At 42.4% G+C, this 20,490-nt stretch carries 17 protein-coding genes and 1 other RNA gene; 9 read left to right on the forward strand and 9 right to left on the reverse strand.

Annotation, left to right across the window (positions count from 1 at the left end):
• Positions 1-236 precede the first annotated feature (236 nt).
• Entirely contained in the window at positions 237-1,406 is a 1,170-nt protein-coding gene (locus VFM80_RS12515) for a tyrosine-type recombinase/integrase (protein WP_395072171.1), read from the reverse strand.
• Positions 1,407-1,544: 138 nt separating this feature from the next.
• Positions 1,545-1,911, reverse strand: a transfer-messenger RNA (tmRNA) gene (ssrA, locus tag VFM80_RS12520).
• A 128-nt stretch (positions 1,912-2,039) separates the two neighbouring features.
• On the opposite strand from ssrA, the gene VFM80_RS12525 reads away from it, so the two are divergent.
• The 4 genes from VFM80_RS12525 (at position 2,040) to VFM80_RS12540 (ending at position 6,880) form a co-directional block, all read left to right on the forward strand.
• Complete coding sequence (locus VFM80_RS12525; RefSeq protein ID WP_395072173.1) at positions 2,040-2,927, forward strand: DUF72 domain-containing protein; 888 nt, start codon at positions 2,040-2,042, stop codon at positions 2,925-2,927.
• Between the two features lie 108 nt (positions 2,928-3,035).
• Positions 3,036-5,300: a TonB-dependent receptor gene (locus VFM80_RS12530; protein WP_395072175.1), complete on the forward strand. Its 2,265-nt coding sequence runs from the start codon at positions 3,036-3,038 to the stop codon at positions 5,298-5,300.
• Positions 5,301-5,304: 4 nt separating this feature from the next.
• Positions 5,305-6,210 carry a DUF4249 family protein gene (locus VFM80_RS12535; RefSeq protein WP_395072177.1) on the forward strand — a complete coding sequence of 302 codons (906 nt, stop codon included), beginning with the start codon at positions 5,305-5,307 and terminating at the stop codon, positions 6,208-6,210.
• A 1-nt stretch (position 6,211) separates the two neighbouring features.
• Positions 6,212-6,880 (forward strand): DUF4159 domain-containing protein, encoded by a 669-nt coding sequence (locus VFM80_RS12540; protein WP_395072179.1) that lies wholly within the window; start codon positions 6,212-6,214, stop codon positions 6,878-6,880.
• Positions 6,881-7,061: 181 nt separating this feature from the next.
• Here the strand turns inward: VFM80_RS12540 and dnaG are convergent, their stop codons facing one another.
• Positions 7,062-9,065, reverse strand: coding sequence for a DNA primase (gene dnaG, locus VFM80_RS12545; RefSeq protein WP_395072181.1), 2,004 nt, complete (start codon positions 9,063-9,065; stop codon positions 7,062-7,064).
• 236 nt (positions 9,066-9,301) lie between these two features.
• Between dnaG and VFM80_RS12550 the strand changes: the two genes are divergently transcribed.
• The 5 genes from VFM80_RS12550 to VFM80_RS12570 all read left to right on the forward strand — a co-directional run bounded on the left by VFM80_RS12550 (position 9,302) and on the right by VFM80_RS12570 (position 14,261).
• Positions 9,302-12,208 (forward strand): glycoside hydrolase family 3 N-terminal domain-containing protein, encoded by a 2,907-nt coding sequence (locus VFM80_RS12550; RefSeq protein ID WP_395072183.1) that lies wholly within the window; start codon positions 9,302-9,304, stop codon positions 12,206-12,208.
• 1 nt (position 12,209) lies between these two features.
• A complete protein-coding gene (locus tag VFM80_RS12555) occupies positions 12,210-12,914 on the forward strand; it encodes a cytidine deaminase (RefSeq protein ID WP_395072185.1) in 705 nt (234 codons plus the stop codon).
• Complete coding sequence (locus VFM80_RS12560; protein WP_395072187.1) at positions 12,915-13,559, forward strand: hypothetical protein; 645 nt, start codon at positions 12,915-12,917, stop codon at positions 13,557-13,559. It begins immediately after the preceding gene.
• 134 nt (positions 13,560-13,693) lie between these two features.
• Positions 13,694-13,870 carry a histone H1 gene (locus VFM80_RS12565; RefSeq protein ID WP_290873054.1) on the forward strand — a complete coding sequence of 59 codons (177 nt, stop codon included), beginning with the start codon at positions 13,694-13,696 and terminating at the stop codon, positions 13,868-13,870.
• 91 nt (positions 13,871-13,961) lie between these two features.
• Entirely contained in the window at positions 13,962-14,261 is a 300-nt protein-coding gene (locus VFM80_RS12570) for a hypothetical protein (RefSeq protein WP_395072190.1), read from the forward strand.
• Between the two features lie 9 nt (positions 14,262-14,270).
• Here the strand turns inward: VFM80_RS12570 and VFM80_RS12575 are convergent, their stop codons facing one another.
• The 6 genes from VFM80_RS12575 to VFM80_RS12600 all read right to left on the reverse strand — a co-directional run.
• Positions 14,271-14,798, reverse strand: a complete 528-nt coding sequence (locus tag VFM80_RS12575) for a hypothetical protein (protein WP_395072192.1) — start codon at positions 14,796-14,798, stop codon at positions 14,271-14,273.
• Positions 14,799-14,896: 98 nt separating this feature from the next.
• On the reverse strand, positions 14,897-15,361 hold the full coding sequence (locus VFM80_RS12580; protein WP_395072194.1) for a nuclear transport factor 2 family protein: 465 nt from the start codon (positions 15,359-15,361) through the stop codon (positions 14,897-14,899).
• A 388-nt stretch (positions 15,362-15,749) separates the two neighbouring features.
• Positions 15,750-17,045: a pyruvate dehydrogenase complex dihydrolipoamide acetyltransferase gene (locus tag VFM80_RS12585; RefSeq protein WP_395072196.1), complete on the reverse strand. Its 1,296-nt coding sequence runs from the start codon at positions 17,043-17,045 to the stop codon at positions 15,750-15,752.
• Positions 17,046-17,190: 145 nt separating this feature from the next.
• Complete coding sequence (locus VFM80_RS12590) at positions 17,191-18,174, reverse strand: pyruvate dehydrogenase complex E1 component subunit beta (protein WP_395072198.1); 984 nt, start codon at positions 18,172-18,174, stop codon at positions 17,191-17,193.
• Positions 18,175-18,200: 26 nt separating this feature from the next.
• Positions 18,201-19,301: a pyruvate dehydrogenase (acetyl-transferring) E1 component subunit alpha gene (gene pdhA / locus VFM80_RS12595; RefSeq protein ID WP_395072200.1), complete on the reverse strand. Its 1,101-nt coding sequence runs from the start codon at positions 19,299-19,301 to the stop codon at positions 18,201-18,203.
• 249 nt (positions 19,302-19,550) lie between these two features.
• On the reverse strand, positions 19,551-20,490 hold a 940-nt coding region (locus VFM80_RS12600; protein WP_395072202.1), incomplete at its 5' end, for a DHHA1 domain-containing protein.

The raw sequence follows: 20,490 nt of genomic DNA on the forward strand, positions 1-20,490 counted from the left end.
AGGAGTCAAGGGATTTTGCTCTTTTTTTTCTTGTAAATCCTATAATTAACAGTACTTTGAGTTGCTTCAAATTTCGCTCATATTTCCTCTCAGAATGCTTATCTTTATTTCGGCATATCTACATATACCCTCTAATTGACAATTTTTTAAATTTCAAAATCCATATAAAAAAAGAGCCCAAAATCGGGTAAGATTTTGAGCTAATTTTGTGCGTGAATCAGGAGTTAGTACTCTACTTAAGTACTAATCACATCCAAGAGCTCAGCATCTAAACTAGGAGCCAAATGCGAATAGATAAGGGTCGTCTCATACTTCGAATGACCGAGAAATTGCCCAATTTTGTCGAGTGTCATTCCACTCTGTGCAAGCTGTGATGCAAATGTATGACGGAGCGTATGAACTGCTCTTGAATTCATTCCGTTATCATTTTTATCCTGATCTATACCAGCCTTTTTGAGAGCTGCCTTCAGATTATTATAAACAGTATGTTCGTGTAACTGTCCACCAGTATAAGCTCCGGGTAAGTTCTCCGCCCCAGCATGATCACACTCATCTTTAGCAGTGAACACATATACAGAATCCTTGCCCTGCTGTGCTAGAATGATCTGCTTTGCCTCAGCATTTAGAGGGACAAACCTTACAGAGCCTTTTGTTTTAGGTTCCCAAATTATATTACCCTCATTATCTCGGTGAATATCTATCTTGATTTTATTACCGTCTAGATTAACATCTGACCAACGTAAGTTTACAAATTCACCTAACCTTAAACCGGTACAAAGGATAAACTTAAAATAAGGCTCATAAAAAGGGTCTGAATGCTTCCAAATTAGCTTAAGCTCTTCAGGGCTAAAGAACTTTACATCTAACCCTCTAGCAGGTTTCTCAGCCTTAATTTTAGTGCTAACTTTTCTGTTCATATATCTTTTATGAACAGCGGTATTTTCTACAGCTTTTAAAAACACGGTTAGGTTATATACTGAATGCTGAGATTTGTTAGCCTTTTTTATCTCCTCTACAATCAACTCAAACGTGCTTTCATTAAGCAAGCTAATATCATTGTATAAATGCCGACCGGCAGCGTCTATAGCATCCTCAATTTTTTGCGCACGTGCTTTGTACCTTTTTAAGGTGCGCTCCTTTACTGATTTTTCTTTCTCTGAGATATGCATCTCAATAGCAGCACTTAAGCTTATAGAATTTTCAGGTACATACTCAATACCACTCCGGGTTTTGAGCTTTTGGATGAACTTATTCTGTAGTTCAATAGCTTCATTTTTTGAGACAGATCCTAAACTTGGCCGCTCCCTACTTCCGTTAATTCTAAAATCTAAAAACCAAGATGTTATTTTTCCTGATTTTTTGTCTCTTCTTGGTCTAAGATTTACGGTTGGTATTTTTGCTTTCATATTGAGCCTGATTAGTTATAATTATGACCTAAATATACGGAATTCTGGGCGCATTCAAGCATTTTTGGGCACATTTTGGGCACATATTATTTAAACAAAAAACGCTAAGTTAATTATAATAAATAACTTAGCGCTTGCCTGTGGAGGTGCGGGGAGTCGAACCCCGGTCCGGGAAGGTAGACCTGTTAGCATCTACATGTGTAGGTACTGATTGACATTCGCCTGAAGCCGAGCCCAGTACCTAAGCGACTTCAAACTATCCTGTTAAAGTTTCACGTTAAAGCGACAGAAAGCACTTCAACGCTATCCTATCTTGTATGACGTCCGGGCCGGCAATGATAGGCACTTAACCGGCGGGACGGCTCAACAGTTTAAGCTGCTAAGCGGTATGAGTAATTATTGTCAATTACTTTTGTTCCATAATGATTGTTGTTACGAGAATCATTGGACAATCTCGACACGCAACCAACGGTGATACTCAACCCGTCGAATCCAGAACACCCCCAATACGTCAATGAACTACCCCAAATATACGAAATTTTAAGCTCATTATTGTAATCGAAACTCGTTAATCGTTATTGGTTATTCGTTATATTAGGGGTCCACGAATAACGATTAACCAATAACGAACCTATGAAATTTGGTAGTGTAGAAAATCCCGAAGCAATTGACTTCACCCTCCCCGAAGATCACCCTGATACCCTTAAAGTATTGAATCAGAAAGGCGGTGGAGAACTTGAAGCATATGTAGGGTGTGCAAAGTGGAACAAATCGGATCTGAAGGGATTTTATCCGAGAGGAATCAAAGATGAACTTACCTACTACTCCCGTCAGTTTAATTCCATTGAGTTGAATGCCACGCATTATCGAATGTACGGCCCTGATCAGGCCCAAGCCTGGATAGAAAAGACACCGGGTGATTTTAAGTTCTTTCCAAAAATAAACAATAGCATTTCCCATTATAAAAGATTGAAAAGTATTGAAGCTCCGCTTGAGGAATACCTGCACGGAATGCGAGGCTTTGGTGATCAGCTGGAAATGATCTTCCTGCAGCTTAGGGATGATTTCAAACCCAAAGACTTTGATCGCGTTCAGCATTTTGTAGAGATATGGCCGAATGATATACCATTGGCCATAGAACTCCGCCACACCGATTGGTTCAATGATGCTACAGTGGCCGATCAGGTGTACCGACTTTTTGAAAAGCATAACGTGGCAAATGTGATCACGGATACCGCCGGAAGACGAGATCTGCTGCATATGCGACTCACTTCCCCTGTTGCATTTATTCGCTATGTTGGAGCCAATCACGAAAGTGATTATACACGGCTCGATGACTGGGTAGAGCGACTGAAGTTTTGGAAAGATCAGGGAATGGAGAAACTCTACTTCTTCGTTCATCAGAATATGGAGAAGGAATCGCCGATGCTTTCCGCTCATTTCATCAAGAAAATAAATCAGGAATTAGATACCGATTTAGGCATACCGGGTGAAGGTGAACAGGGAGATCTTGGATTATAAGTTATTTCAGGAAGGTTCGATTCACTCAAAAAAAGTAAAACCAAACCAAACTTAATAGTTCTCTTTACGTTAAAAGGGCAAAATTTTAAGCACTGACTCGATTTTTATATGCGCCAAATTTACTTCTTTCTGTTGTTATTACTTTTCGGGAGTTCATCTTCAGTTATTGCGCAATCAGCCTCCATTAATGGATACGTCACAGATTCTGAGACCGGTGAAACACTGATCAGCGCCAATGTTGGTTTTCAGGATATCAATAAGGGAACATCCACAAACACCCTCGGTTACTACTCTCTTCCAAATCTGACGCCGGGTACATATACTGTTTTTTGCAGCTATATAGGGTATAGGCCTTTTAGAAAGGAGATCACGCTTGAAGCCGGCGAAAATCTGCGTCTAGATATAGAACTGATCTCTGAAAATGTTGAGCTTGAGGAAATTGTGGTAAGATCCCGGGCTGAAGAAGAAGAGCAAAAGAACATCGGTACGGCACAAATTAAAACCGAGCTTATTAAGGATTTACCTTCTGTATTCGAGGCAGATGTATTTCGATCTATTCAATTGTTGCCCGGTGTGAAGGCCGCTTCTGATTTTTCAAGCGGATTATACATTCGCGGCGGTAGTCCTGACCAAACCCTGATCTTACTAGACCGTACCACCGTTTATAACCCCAGCCACTTTTTTGGATTCTTCTCTACTTTTAACCCCGATGCTATCAAAGATGTGCGATTGTATAAGGGCGGCTACCCGGCTGAATATGGAGGAAGGCTTGGTTCTGTTTTAACCATATATAACAAAGACGGGAACCGAAACCAAAACGCAGGTTCTGCTACGGTAGGACTTTTGGCTTCCCGCTTATCAGTGGAAGGCCCTTACAACAAGGGATCTTGGATGTTATCAGCTCGGCGTTCTACCCTCGAGCCCCTGCTTGCAGGGCTTCGTCAATCAGTTGATGGGGTTCCCAGTAAGTTTTACTTTTATGATGTAAATGGGAAAGTAAACCTGGATGCTTCCGAAAGTGATAAATTTTCCCTTGCAGTCTATGCCGGGCAAGACCGGGTGATCTTTCCTTTTAGCGATGACGCCGAATTTACTCTCGATTATGGAAACCAGACCGTCAGTGGGAACTGGACCCATATTTTTTCAGAAAAACTATTCTCAAATTTTGTTTTAACCGGATCACGATATTTCAATTATCCGGAGTTCGATTTAGGAGGGACTTCCTTCACCCGCTCCAATAACATTTATGACTTTTCAGTGAAATCAGATCTTGAATATTTACCGGGCGGGAATCACACCATAAAAACGGGAATCTGGGCTGGTATTTTCACCTTCAAACTCCAGGACACCTTCGACAACACCGGCACTTTTGGCAGCCGTATCCAAAATCAATATGCCTCTTTTTATCTACAGGATGAATGGCGTCCCTCCGAACGCTGGGTTTTAACCCCGGGGGTACGGCTTAATTACTTTTCAGATGGAAGCTATTTTCGGGCTGAGCCACGGTTATCGATGGAATATCGCCCCACCGATCGAATCCGATTTCAGGCTGCCTATGGCCGATATAACCAGTTCTTAACCCTTATTACCAATGAGGCTTTTTCCGGCTTCGACGTTTGGCTGACATCAGCTGAAAGCGTTTCTCCTGCCTATGGTGACCAGTTTGTATTGGGCGCCAAAACCATTCCTTTTGAAACCTATGGACTGGATATCGAGGTGTATTACCGAAGCATGAATGATCTATTTGAACTCGATCCATTTCTCCCCGATGTAGCCGGATTAGCCTACGGTGATTTATTTCGAGTAGGCGAAGGAAAGGCATATGGCCTTGAGGTTTTCTTCGAAAAACGAGCCGGAAGATTCACCGGCTTTCTGGGATATACACTCGGTTATACCTGGCGGAAATTTCCGGGGTACAATACTGAACTCTCCGGAGGAAGTGAATCGGCCCGGTTCTACCCCCCTAAATATGATCGCCGGCACGACATGAACCTGGTGGGGAACTACGAACTTAGCAGCCGTTGGAAAGCCACGGCTTCCTTCAACTTTGCTACCGGACAGGCTTATACCAAAGCTCTTGGCCGCTATGTGCAATTCGATCTTCCCTGGACCAATGATCAACCTAATGTGCTAACCGTCGGCAAAGTGAATGCATCCCGGCTGCCAAACTATCACCGGCTGGATGTCTCCTTTTCCCGATCAGGCCGATTCTTTGACCTTGGGGATTCCGAGTTACAGCTACAGATAATCAATGTGTATTCCCGACGCAATGTCTGGTTCTACAATTTTGATTTTGATGAGAACCCCGTTGAGGTCGATCCGGTCAGATTATTGCCAATTTTACCATCCCTATCTTACACCGTCAACTTTTAGCGTTATGAAACACCTACTTCTACTTTTTCTTTTTATTACCGCTTTTATTGTTTCCTGTGATATCTATCCACAAGATGACTATGAGGAACTTTATGTGGTGGAATCTTACCTGGTAGCAAACCGTCAACTGCCACAGATCAGGCTTTCAAAAACTGCCCCAAATGATGAATTGTACAGCTTCGAGATCTTAGCCATAAATAATGCATTGGTGGAAGTGCGCTTGTTAGAAAGCGGTCCGAAAAGCGCCGTTATGGAAACTTTTACCTATGTAAATCCTGATAATGGCATTTATGAAACAGATGAAATTCACCAGGTGCAGCCTCTTCGAACCTATGAACTGCACATTTCATTTGCTGATCAGCCTCAAACAATTTCAGCACATACTACCGTCCCAGATACATTCCGCGTAATCGGAGGCGTTCGCGACAGCATCGTATACCAGTCATCTGAACAGCTTGAGATAACACTCAGCGAAAGCTCGTATCCCGGCCGGCAAAATATCTTTATATTCAATGCATTGAGTCAGCGACCCATCCCAGATAACCTCACCCCTTTGTATTTTGGTTTTTTTGAAGACAGCGATAATCCCCAAGAAGACCTTATCCTTTTTTCAAACAATAACTCTGGGATTATTAATGAAAGTAATTTTGAAGTGAACCCAAATGGCACCGTTACCATCAAATATCCCTGGATTGGCATCGCCTTTTATGAGGAAAACAAGATCGTTGCCAATACCATCGATGACAATATTTATGATTTTGTGCGTTCACAACAAGTACAGCTTGGCGGATCTACTTTATCGCCGGGCGAAATCCAAAATGTAATTTATCATGTTGAAGGTGGCATTGGCGTATTTGGAGCCTTAGCTTCCGACACCGTTACAACCTATGTTAAACGTCCTGATTCTTAGTATGAAGATTCGATCTATACTTATTGTTTTAGCTGCCTTATTTTTTTGGACCTCCCTTCCAGCCCAGCCCTCAGGCGAATTTGAAATTGCCCGGGCTAAATATCGGGGTGGTGGAGATTGGTATAATGATCCGTCTGCCCTTCAGAACCTGATCCGATACACTAAAGACAATCTCCCAATAAGAATATCAAATACTTATAAAGATGTGTCACTTGGTAGTGCAGAATTGCATTCTTATCCATTTGTATTTCTTACAGGCCATGGTAATATCACCATAAACTCAACAGAAGCGCGGAATGTCCGAGAATATCTGGAAAACGGAGGATTCCTCTATATTGACGATGATTATGGGTTAGACGAGTATATCCGTCCTGTTATAAAGCAAATTTTCCCAAACGAGGATTTCATTGAGATACCATTCAGCTACCCCATTTACGATCAGGTATTCAATTTCGAGAATGGGCTTCCCAAGATCCACGAACATGACAATCAGCCACCGCAGGGATTTGGCATCTTTTATGAAGGGCGGCTGGTAGTTTTCTATAGCTATGAATCAAACCTTGGAGACGGCTGGGCTGATGCTGAAGTTCACAATACCCCCGAATCCTTGAGACAAAAGGCTTTGCAGATGGGAGCCAATATTTTAGTCTATGCCCTCACCCGTAATTAAACTTAGTTAGGTATGAAAAGGATCGTACCACATATATTTTTTCAGGTAATTGTGAAATTGAGAGTTGATGAGTGAAGTAGCCATGACTTAATTCATAAGCTAAAATCAACAATTATTTTAGATCAGATTTGAGAGCTTTTCATTGTTTTTATCACTTTATCAACTCTCAACACTCAATCTATCACTTCTCACCCTTCATCTTATACTCAAACACTTTTTCATTAACCTCATCGCTGATCCCTTTTTCCGGATCGGGATAGAGATCATCGGGGTCGGCGGTTTCCCGTCTGGTGAGCTTTGATTTAACATCCTTTTGTCGCTCCATTAGTTCGAGCCTTTCATCAGTTTTAGCTGATCCGATCCTGTCAGCCAGTTCATTGAGTTTACGCCTGTAAAAACTTATCTGAGTAGCCCGAATTGAGCTTTTTGCCGTTTTATAAGGATTTTTATCCTTCTCATATTTAAGACCTACTTTTTCTTCATGGCGGTCACTGGCAGAATGCGCTTCAAGAAACACATCTCCCAACAACCGTGGAAAGGGTACTTTTTCACCGGAATAGGTATTTAAGGAAAACTCTTTTTCTTCTTTATAGCGCTCAATGATATCCTCATAAAACATCCGAAGCTCATCATCTTCAAACAGCTTGGCGTTTGTGAATGAGCAGATATATTCCACCATCGCCCTGCCATACGTGATCATCAAGCGGATAAGTTCTTTTTCGTAATGGGGTTTCTTTTTAGAGCTGACGGCCAATGTTTTATTGCCGGGATGCGGAGGTTGTTCATCCTCATTTTCAGGAAAAGTATTTTCGTTTTCCTGAATGCGCTGGCGGACTTCTTCACGCCGTTCCGATCTTTTTTCGTCCCAGCGCTTTTCATTCAGTACGCGTTCCATTTGCTCAAAAAGATCACTCTCTTTCACTTTCTGGAACTTTTGTATTTTTTGATGCAGATATTGCACATATACTTGTCGTTGAATGGAATCGCGGATATTCGCAATCGATTCCAGTATCTCGGTAATCACTTTAGGCTTTTCAGTGGGCTTATCTAAACGGCCTTCCTCACCGGCCTTCAACAAAAGAAAATCTACAAAATCACCGGCTTCTTCTTTTTTAAGGTCTTCAAATGACTCTTTACCAAACTGCTTTACAAATGAATCCGGATCCTGATCTTCGGGGAGTTCAAGCAGCTCAACCTCCATTCCCTCTGCCAAAGCAATATTAATACCTCGCTTCATGGCTGTTTGGCCGGCACTGTCCGAATCATAGATCATTACGATCTTCTCCCCATATCGATGCAGGACCTTCATTTGTCCTGGGGTGAGTGACGTTCCGCTGCTTGCCACTACGTTCCTGATCCCATGCTCCATAAGCGTGATAACATCCGTATAACCTTCTACCAGTATCACTTCTTTGTTTTTACGGATCTCATTCCTTGCAAAGTTAACCCCATACACTACATCGCTCTTATTGTAGACTTTTGTCTGGGCAGAGTTGATATATTTTGCTGTTTTCTCATTTCCCAATACACGACCGGCAAATGCGATCACCTTACCGGTGGGATTGAAGATGGGAAACATCAACCTTCCCCGGAATGTATCATAAAATCCGCTTCCCCGGTTGCTGGGTTTTATGAGATCAGCCTCAACCAAATACTGCTCATCGATGCCAGCATTCTTAGCAGCTTTCCATAGTTCTTCACCACCTTCCGGTGCATAGCCCAATCCGTATTTCTTGAATACTTCGCGGCCATAGCCTCTGCCCTCCAGATACTTAAGCGCTTTTTCGGCTTTGGGATTTTCGATCAAGTTTCGATAATAGAATACCCCTGCAAATTTAAGAGCATGCAAAATTCCTTCTCTGAGCTGGGTAGTTTCGCTGGGCTCTTCATTGTCTTCCTCAGGAATAAATACCCCGTAGCGTTCCGCAATCTGGCGTATAGCTTCAGTAAAGCCAACCCCCTCTTGGTCCATCACAAACTTGAATACATCCCCTGACTCCCCACAACCAAAACATTTAAAGATCTCCAGACGGGGTGTAACATTGAAAGAAGGTGTTTTTTCGTCATGATAAGGGCAAAGGCCTACAAAACCACTGCCAGACCGCTTCAATTTTACATAGTCCGATACTACCTCCACAATATCTGCTGCAGCGCGAACTTCTTCTTTTTTCTCGTCACTTATCATATGTTAATAATGAGCATTTACTGACTGGAAATAAAGTGAAATTATAGATTCATTCAGATTATTTTCTATTATTTTCCCGCTTATCAGTAAGAGTGTATTTATATAGCCTTTCAATAAAGAATTTAAAATGAATTAACAATCGTCAAAATAAACCATTGGCGTAGTCTGTTAGTAACACGTACATTTAGACAGCTCTATAAATATATCATTTACGCTCATTTACGTTCGGAATTTCTATGAAGGTCAACACAATAAAAGCAGCTCTTGTATTTATAATTGGGATCCTGACACTAAGTAATATCCCGGTTCAGGCTCAAAGTATATCTGAATTTTTATTTGGACAGAGGGTTAATAAGAACTACGCTGAACTTAAGCTCGATAAAAAATCAGAAAAATATCTCGATTCCCTGGTTATAAACACCCCTTTAGAGGAAAAGATCGGGCAGTTATTTTTTGTTCCGGCAGAAGGTCAGTTCACAAACAGAGATTCCAGAAGTTTCAAACAGCTGGAAAAACTGGTTGAAGAGAGCCACATTGGGGGTATCATCTTTATGAGAGGTGATATTTATGGACAGGCTGTAATGACCAATAAATTACAGCGAATGGCCAAATTTCCTCTTTGGATATCTCAGGATATGGAATTTGGAGCCGCCATGCGGGTTTCCGGAACTACCCGTTTCACCCCAGCTATGGGCGTTGCTGCCACTGGCGACAAGCGAAACGCTTTCATGATGGGTAAGATCACCGCTATTGAAGCAAAAGCTCTGGGTGTGCATCAGATTTATGCTCCGGTTCTCGATGTAAACAATAACCCTGATAACCCGGTGATCAACGTCCGTTCATTTTCCGGTGATCCTGAAATGGTTGCCGTTTTTGGCACGGCATTTATGCAAGGTGTGCAAAGCGAAGGTATTGTAGCTACGGCCAAGCATTTCCCCGGTCACGGCGATACCGATGTGGATTCTCACAGCGCCCTCCCGGTAGTTAATTACGATTATAACCGTCTGGATTCCCTTGAGCTTATCCCATTCCGGGCGGCCATTAATGGCGGTATTTCAAGTATCATGACGGCCCATATTGCCTTTCCAAAACTAAATACCGAGAATTTCCTTCCGGCAACTCTCGATCCAATGATCCTCAATCATATACTTACTGACTCATTAAACTTTAAAGGCATGGTGATCACCGACGGGTTGGAAATGAGTGGCATCGCTTCAAAATACTCCCCGGGAAGAGCTGTTGTAAAAGCATTGAATGCCGGAGCAGATATCATGCTTATCAGCCCTGATGTTTATACCGCCATCAATGAAGTTGAAGATGCAGTAAAAAAGGGTGAGATCACTGAAGAAAGGATCAATAGATCTTTCCTGAAACTAATGACATGGAAACAGAAATACGGTCTTTTTGAAAAAGACAATCAGGTAGATATTGAAAATCTGGATACCAAGATTAATACTGCTTTTCATCGTGCGGTATCTGACCGTATAGCAAGGGAATCTGTTACTATTCTTAAGAATGAGGATAACATCCTCCCTCTTCTTCCGGCCAAGCATTCAAGGATCATGGTAATATCCGTTGCTGATGACAGGTCAGGAAGTACGGGAAGTTCCTTTGTAAGCCGGCTGAGAGATTATCACCCAAATGTTGCTTCTTACATTTATGATAATCGTACAAGTGAAGAAGAAAAGCGTGAAATGCTGCAAAAGGCTAAAGAAGTTGACTTAGTATTGATCAGCTCTTTTATCAATCTGAGATTTGGCCATTCTATTCATCTTTCCTCTGATCAGCTATCTTTTTTACAGCGGGTAACACGTTTGAAGAAACCTTCTTTGTTAATTTCATTTGGTAACCCTTATGTTTTATCTGATTTAAAAGAAGCCGATGCTCACGTATTGGGATGGTACCATTCAAATCAGCAGATACGAGCAGTAGTTCCTGCCTTGTTTGGTGCATCAAAAATAACCTCAAATTTACCCATAGAAATACCAGGATTATATAAACATGGTGCCGGTATTCACATGAATCACACTACCTTGAGGTTTGGTAATCCTGAGGAAGTTGGCCTGGATCATAACAAACTTTTTAAGATCGATGATATTATAAATCAAGCCATTAGCGATTCTGTATTCCCGGGGGCTGTAGTTGGGATAGTAAAAGATGGAGTACTAGCCTATAATCAGGCATATGGATATCAGGATTATGCTAAAACAGAAGCCGTCCGGGATACCGATGTCTATGATGTAGCTTCCATTACAAAAATTATGGGGACCACTGTATCAGTAATGAAATTAATAGATGAAGACAAACTTCATCTGGATGACAGGATCTCAAAATTTTTCCCAGAATTCGATACGGAAGAAAAGAAAGATATTACGATTAGGGACATCTTACTCCACCAAACCGGGCTGCCTCCATTTAGGGTATACGTGGATTCACTTAAAAAACGCAGTGAAATAGTCAATGCCATTAAAAATGAGCCACTTACCTATGAACCGGGAAGTAAATATGTTTATAGTGACCTTGGCATGATACTCCTTGCCGAGATCGTCCACGAAATCACCGGAAAATCTTTGGATGTGTATGCCCGGAATGAGTTCTATTTTCCGATGAATATGTACAGCACTTTTTTCAATCCGGCTATTAACAGCAGTTGGCTTGTCAACCGTATAGCACCTACCGAAATTGATACTGTTTTTGGTCGAGGACTTGTAAAAGGAAGGGTTCATGATGAACGTGCTTATTTCATGGATGGAATTGCAGGTCATGCAGGATTGTTTTCATCCGTCATCGACATGGCTAAGTTTAGCACCATGTTGCTTAACAATGGAGTGTATTCAGGACAGCAATACCTGAAACCTCAAACCATAAAGCAATTCACAACTGAACAATCGGAACATAGCGGACGTGGTTTGGGTTTTGACCGTAAGAGTGAAGAAGGGTTTTCAACAGCCGGAAGCCTTGCAAGTGATGATACATTTGGTCATCTCGGTTTTACAGGTACTAGCTTGTGGATAGACCGGGAGAAAAATATGGCTGTTATCTTGTTAACCAATCGTACTTTTCCACACAGATCATACGGAAAAACAATAAGCCAAATCAGAGCAAGAGTTGCTGACACAGCTTACTCTGCAATCATGAATTAACATGACCCGGAATTTAATTTACACTCAAGCGTATACACCCTATTCAAATAAACCCAAAGCTTGTGTAGTAGAAAGCAGAAAAGGGTCATCTTACGCCGGAGTACGAATTGAGAATATCTCATATCCTTTAACAATTCCTGCTGTACAGGCAGCTTGTTGCATCTGTTTAAGTGAAGGACAAATACCTTCAAAAATATATGTTCAGAACAAAGAGTTGGATCAGCTGGATTTTTGGGTACAAGAGTTTGACCTGGAAGTGATCGTGACCGATGAACTTCGCTTTGAGAACACGGAAGATCTTACTCTTCCAATTGATACTGATACCGTCCCTCTTTCTAAACTCAAGATTCTCTTAGAAAAAGCGGTGACACCAAATTCTGATTTTCCGGTTTCAGCTATGCTTTTTACAAAAACAGCATACTTTGAGGGTGTCAACGTGGAAGTCAGTGACTGGACTAAAGGACTTTGTGCCGAACGAGTTGTAATTTCAAAAGCGATCACAGCGGGGATCACTGAATTTGAGCGATTGGAGATACATACTAAGAAAGGTGAGGTAAGTAGCCCTTGTGGTGCTTGTCGACAGGTGATAGCAGAGTTCTTGCCTTATCATGATATCATACTGCACCATGCTGACGGAACAACGTCTGAGCATCTGAGTATTGATCTGCTTCCTTTTAATTTTAAGTCAACATCCCTAAAAAAATAAATGCCTAAATCTTTTATTGCAGTTCTGGATCACGAACATTTAGAGAATTCTATTTTCCTCACTTCTTTTGCACGCTCTCTAGCCAAGCACGGTGACCGAAAAGGCATCATAGTGCACGGTGACAGCCCTTATACAGACCGACTCATACAAACAGGCATGATGAGGGAAGATGCCCGACTCCGCGCCATCAAAGACCTTAATAAGCGACTGATAGGATTATTCGCTGATCAGGGAGTTGCCACTATAGGTATTCATGGATTTCAGAAAGGACTCATTAAAAAAGAAGCTAATGATATCAATCTGGATATGGATGCTTTAAATGATTTTCACAAGGCTCCAAATCTGCTGATCTCAAATCTTGTTGAGGAAAACGGGGAATCTGTTCATGTTCCTTTAACTGATTTCACCAGGTCACTCTCGGAGTCTTTAACAGAAACCGAGATCCTGATCTTTTCAAAAAATGAAAAGGATGATATTCTCATTTCTGAAACTGATATGAAGTTGTCATGGAGTGACATTTCAAATGAATTTGCAGAGGCCTCCCTTCCAAAAGAGTTTCATGATTTTGGATATCCTCTCAAAATGACCACGGCAACTGACTTCGCAAATTGGCCAAATCTGAAAAAAGTGACCCATATCAGATAAAAAGTGAAAAAAGATCACTTAATACTTAAAAAAAAGCACATTTAATTTGACTCAGTAGTCCCGATTGGATAGCTTCAACGCACATTCTGAAAACAGAAAATTTAAACTAAAATATAATTTAACGGAGCTACATAATGAGTAGAGTTGACGAAATCAAAAACCTCGTAGAAGAAGCAACAGAAGAAATGACTAAATTCTACGACAAGGGAAATAAAGCAGCCGGTACACGTGCTCGCAAAGGCCTTCAAGAACTAAAGAAATTGGCCCAGGAAATTCGCCTTGAGATCCAAGACATTAAAAATAACGGCTAATTCTACAGCTCTATTATTTTTTCAAAAAAGCCGCTTGAACGAGCGGCTTTTTTTATTTGTATTATAAGTAAATCAATCAAGCAACACTCTTATGTACAAAGACTTAGCCGATGCTATCGAATCACTGAAAGACAAAGGATTTGACCATACCTACGAATTAGGTAACAACTGTATTACTTGTAAGGAACTAGACGTGGAATACACTGTTGACGACCTTAAGATCGTTGAGACTCACTCCTTTGATCAGGGAACAGATCCCGGTAGTGAATCTACTGTTTACGCCATAGAATCTAAAAAAGGTGTAAAAGGAACGCTCATCATGTCATACGGAATGTATGTTGACCGAGAAAAAGCGAAGCTGATAGATCGTCTACTCAAAGATCAGAACTGATCATTCATTTCACTGTCCACTGTACTTCTCGGGAATTGGATTGCTCTCAGATTCATGCGCCCAATAAATGGTAACCACCCACCAGCGTTCTCCATCATTAAAAAGCTGAATACTGTTAATTCCTTTATTGAAAGGCTCGGCATCTGACTTACTCCTTTTAGAGCCGTAAGTACTCATGATGTGTACCACTCTTCCGTAATGATGTTCTTCCCGGTGTATCTCATATTCATAAAAACCATTCTCTACAAAATAAGGATCGGTATTTTCTATGAATTCTTCGGGTGTCATCACGTTGTACGTATTTTTACCCTGCCCATCACTTCCGGTCGGAATGAGCCGCGCCTCAGGAATCACGAGGTTTCGAAATCGCTCCCAATCACGGGGTTCACCCTGCTCACCGGAAATAGAGGCATATAAAGCTTCTATCAAATTATCGATGTTTTCAACATCTCGCTGACGCTGTTCTTCACTTACCTGGGCGGTTGCAAGTTGTGCTCCAAAAAGTAATAGTAGTAGCAGAACGTATAGTTTTTTCATGGACTGATATGTTTTTAATTACGTGTTATTAGCTTTCAGCGATCAGCCGTCAGCTTTCAGCGCGCTAAATCTAACGGCTGAGAGCTGAAGCCTGCTAGCTATTCCACACAATTATCTTTGCGGCGGGTATCTACAATGTGAAAGATCTTCCAGCCGTCTGTAGTTTTCATAAGCTGGAAGGAATTTACTCCGCAATGCGAGAATTCTTCACCTACATAAAATTCATAGGGCGTCCATGCCGAAGCAAGCTCTCCATCAACCTTGATCTCATATCCGCCGATCCTTTCATTTAGCCTTCCCGGTTCGGCTGAACCGATGCTATTTACAAATGCATCTAAATTTCCGTTTCGAACCATTACGTCCCCTTCTTCATTCTTAACAATGGTTTGCATAATGGCATCCGGTGTAAAAGAATCAGCGATTTTTTGTCCATCCGCTTCAAGCATTCCTTCAAATAGCATTTCAATGGTAGACTGTACTTCCCGTTCGGGTGAATTTTGAGCTTGTACGGCTCCTGATAAAACCATTACAAAAATGGTTGTGGCAAAAAGAATTGATTTCATGGGTCTTATAATTGAGATTCAGAATTGAGCCATAATTACGGAAATAATTCTGAGAAGTTTGTTAGAAAATGTAATCGAATTTGAGAATAGTATAGGACTAAGGATTAGAACGCAAATGTCCCGGATTGAACAGATAAATATTTGTAACAAGCTACTGGCTGGCACAAGTGTTCCCGATCCCGAATTGTCGGGAGAGATGCGCTGTTGATTTAGCAAGGCTGGTCCAAACGGGACGCTTGAACCAGTTTTTGGTAGTACTAACTAATTAAAAATCAGTGACCATCCGTACAATCCGAATCATCCGTCTTCCATTCGTTTGGTAGATAAAATAAAAGCCCCGTACTTTATTCAAATACGGGGCTTTCAATTACTTTGACTATGTGATTTGCTACAGCAGCATCGAAAGTGGATTTTCCAGCAGGTTCTTAACGGTATTCAAGAATTCTGCGGCTTTCGCTCCATCAACAATTCGGTGATCGGAGGATAACGTTACTTTCATGCGCTTACCGGGGACCACTTCGCCATTCTCCACAACAGGAACATCGCGTATAGCGCCAACCGCTAAAATACATGCGTTTGGCGGATTGATAATGGCGGTAAATTCTTCGATGCCAAACATCCCAAGATTACTGATGGTAAAGGTACTTCCTTCCATCTGCTCAGGCTGAAGTTTGCGATTCCTTGCCAGCTCAGCCAGTTCTCTGGTTTCTGATGAGATCTGTAATAATCCTTTCTTGTCAGAGTGACGGATAACCGGGGACATCAATCCTTCATCAATAGCCACAGCAACAGCTACGTGTACATCTCCGTGCTCTTTGATCACATCTCCATGCCAGGAGCTGTTTACTGCCTGATGACGAGTCAATGCAACAGAACAGGCTTTCACTACAATATCATTAAAGCTAATCTTTACATCATTGGCTTCATTCATAGAAGCACGAGCAGCCATTGCGGCTTTCATGTCAATATCAATTGTTTCATAAAAGTGTGGGCTGCTGAATTTACTTTCGGAAAGTCGGCGGCCTATCGTTTTTCTCATCTGAGAAACTTTCACTTCCCGGCTTTCCAGACTTTCAAAACCCTGTGTTGAGGCTGCCACTGAAGGAGCTGTTTCCTTATAATCTTCAATGTCTACTTTTACAATTCGTCCGTTAGGTCCTGATCCACTTACCTGAGACAGATCAATACCTTTATCTTCAGCCATTTTACGGGCCAAAGGAGAAGCAAGAATTCGACCGTGCTCACCTCTAGATGCTGCAGTTTCTTCTTTTGAAGACTTGTTTTCTGATTTCGGAGAAGTCAGCTTGGAAGAACCGCCATCACCTTTCGATTTTTCTTTTTCTTCTTCTTTCTTTTCTGATTTAGATTCTTTGGCTTTGGCCTTTTCTTCTGATTTACCGGAATCGCCGCTATCAGCTCCTTCCAGTATATCTGATATATCTTCTCCTTCCTCACCCAGCACAGCCATGAGTCCGCCCAAAGGAACAGCATCACCTTCGCCTACCAAGATCTTGAGCACGGTTCCATCATCGAAGGCTTCCACTTCCATCGTGGCTTTATCGGTTTCAACTTCGGCAATAATATCACCGGCTGAAACCTTGTCCCCTTCTTTCACGTTCCACGATGCAATCACCCCTTCTTCCATGGTATCGCTGAGCTTCGGCATTTCAATCTTAATGGCCATAATCTTTAGTCTAAACTGTTGAGTAAGTTGTTTGTTCGTTCAATTTGGTAAATGTAATTCAATGTAACGGGCATATAAGTGAAAAGGCAAAACGCAAAAGTGAAAAGTTATAATTTACTTTTCACTTTTGCCTTTTCACTTTTGCCTAATTCCTATAGGTAACCTGATTTACTGCTTCGATCACATCCTTAGCGTTCGGCAACCAGGCATCAAAAAGATTCTTCGCAAACGGTGCATTCACATCAGGAAGTGTAACACGCTGAACGGGAGCATCCAAATAGTCGAATGCTTCTCGCTGGATCAAAAAACCGATCTCAGCGGCAAATCCGGCAAACGGATGCGCTTCATCTACAACCACACAACGGTTGGTCTTTTTGATGGATTCAATAATCAGCGGCAGATCCAGCGGCTTCACCGTTCTTGGATCAATAATTTCCACATCCACTCCGTCTTTCTCAAGCTGTGCAGCAGCTTTTTTTGCAACGTGATACATTTTTCCGTGAGCTACAATCGTCACGTCACTGCCCTCACGTTTCACTTTTCCTTTCCCTATCGGAATGATGTAATCTTCTTCTTCGGAAACTTCCCCTTTCATTCCGTACATCTGCTCAGATTCCATGAATATCACGGGATTGTCATCACGAATGGCAGATTTCAGAAGTCCTTTGGCATCATCAGGCTCGGAAGTGTAGATCACTTTCAGTCCGGGGAAGTGCGCATACATAGTGTCGTATGATACAGAGTGTGTTGCTCCCAACTGACCCGCAGAGGCATTCGGGCCTCGGAATACGATCGGCATCGAAATTTGTCCGCCGGTCATATAGCCAGCTTTCGAAGCGTGGTTAATGATCTGATCAGCAGCCAAAACTGCAAAGTTGAAGGTCATGAATTCTATAATGGGACGAAGTCCGTTCATCGCAGCACCTACTCCAATTCCGGCAAAGCCTAGCTCGGAGATAGGGGTATCGATCACGCGCTTGTAGCCGTATTTATCTAAAAGTCCTTCGGTGGCTTTATACGCACCATTGTATTCGGCAACTTCCTCACCCATAATGAAGACCTTCTCTTCACGGGCCATTTCCTCGTCAATTGCCTCTCGTATTGCTTCTCTAAATTGTAATTCAGCCATTACTTTATGTGCTCAGTTTTAAAAAATTATTTGTGGAAATAGGGTTCGTCTTCGGCAAACATGTCGTCGTAAAGGGCCGATTCATCCGGGAAGTCAGAATTGTCCGCAAACTCCACGGCATCTAGCACTTCCTGTTCTACCTTCTCTTCTATTTCCTCAATTTCTTTGTCCTTAAGGATCTTTTCATCCTTGAGATAAGTTTTCAATCGCTCAATAGGATCGTTCTTCTGATACTCTTCAAGCTCCTCTTTATCACGATACTTCTGTGGATCTGACATGGAGTGACCGCGATAGCGATAGGTTCTAATCTCTAAGAAATACGGTTCTGAACTGTCGCGAACTTCTTCAGAAACTTCCTTCATGGCTTCATACACGGAAAACACATCCATTCCGTTCACCACTTTACTCTTCATGCCGTAGGCTTTGGCGCGATCCACGATCTCGGTAACCGTATGGCGGCGAGCCGCAGTTCCCATGGAATACCCGTTGTTCTCTACCGCAAAAATAGCCGGCAATTTCCAGAGGTTGGCAATATTTAAGGTTTCGTGAAGTGCGCCCTGATCTACCGCTCCGTCACCGAAGAAGGTTGCCGAGATACGTCCGTTTTGATTGTATTTGTTCGCGAATGCGAGTCCGCCGCCGATGGGGATATGACCACCTACAATTCCGTAACCTCCCCAGAAATGATTTTCGGTTTTGGCAAAGTGCATGGAACCGCCCTTTCCTTTTGAGCATCCGGTTTTCTTACCGAACAATTCAGCCATGCCTTCATCCGGGGTAATGCCCCTGCACAATCCCCAGCCGTGGTCACGATAAGCAGTGATAATATCATCGTCATCATTCAGCGCAAACACCGTTCCGGTTGAAACGGCTTCCTGGCCAATATAAAGGTGTAGAAACCCACCGAATTTACCTTTTTGATACTGCTGCATGGCACGCTCTTCAAACCGTCGCTGAAGATACATTTGCTCATACATAGCCTTGAGGTCATCTTCACTCAAGCCAAGGGATTTATGTTTCTTTTTGGTGGGAGCCGGAAGATCCACGCCTTTTTGGACGGCGCCGTCTTTCTCATCTCCGATCCCACGAGGGGCAAAATTAACTTCGTCTTTCTTTTTCTTAGCCATAATTATGTTTTGATATCAAACTTTTCGTCAAAGGGACGCAAATATATCCAATTTTTATGAAGATTTTGTGATTGATTCTGCGCCTTCTTAAACCATCGAATAGAACGCGGATGATACTCCAAACTGGTTCAAGCGTCCCGCTTGGACCAAACTTACCTGAACTAACACCGCGTCCCGACAATTCGGGATCGGGAACGCTTGCGCTAGTGCTTGTATTAAATATTATCTGTGTTCTATTACTTCTTTTGATTAAGAAATAGATTCCTCGATCAATTCATTCACTTTCTCTAAAGCTTCGGACAGTTTTTCGGGCTGACGTCCGCCGGCAGTTGCCAAATTTGGCTGACCGCCACCTCCGCCTCCAACCAATCGTCCAAGCTGACCGACCAATGCGCCGGCCTTCAATCCTTTTTCCTTAATGAGGTCATCCGTTACTGCTACCATCAGATAGACTTTACCTTCTTCCTCATCTTTGCTACCTAATATGATGGCCGTATTTTTTTTTGTTTTTTGAAGGCCATCGTAACCAAGCTGCTTCAACGCATCCATGTCCGCGCCGGGAATTTCGCCTTTTACCAGTTTGATGCCTGAATCTAGTGAACCGGCACTTTGGATCAGTTCTTCCAGCTTGGCACCGGTGTTTTGCATCTGCACTTTTTCGAGTTCCTTCTCGAGAGCTTTTTTCTCTTCGATCAGCTTCAAAACGTCTGCCGCCAGATCTTGGGTTTGGCCAATGGTTCCTTTTACCTGCTGCAATAATCGTTTTTCATCACGCAGAAGCTTATCGACCTGAGCTCCGCAAACCGCCTCGATCCGGCGAATACCTGCAGCTACAGAAGTTTCATTGGTGAACCGAAAATAACCGATCTCACCGGTAGCACCTACGTGCGTACCTCCACATAATTCCACAGAATAATCTTCATCAAAGGTGATCACGCGCACGGTTTCACCATATTTTTCACCGAACAGCATCATCGCTCCGCGCTCTTTAGCTTCGGCGATTGGCACGTTGCGCTCTTCCTGCAGCGGGATATTTTCCTGGATCTTTTCATTCACCAACTGCTCTACTTCATCCAATTGCTCATCGGTCATGGCTTCAAAATGAGAGAAATCGAAACGCAGATGATGTTCATCCACCAGCGAGCCTTTCTGAGCCACATGGTCTCCTAGAATCCCATGCAATGCAGCA

Source organism: Gracilimonas sp. (genome assembly GCF_035704785.1).
Lineage (GTDB): Bacteria > Bacteroidota > Rhodothermia > Balneolales > Balneolaceae > Gracilimonas.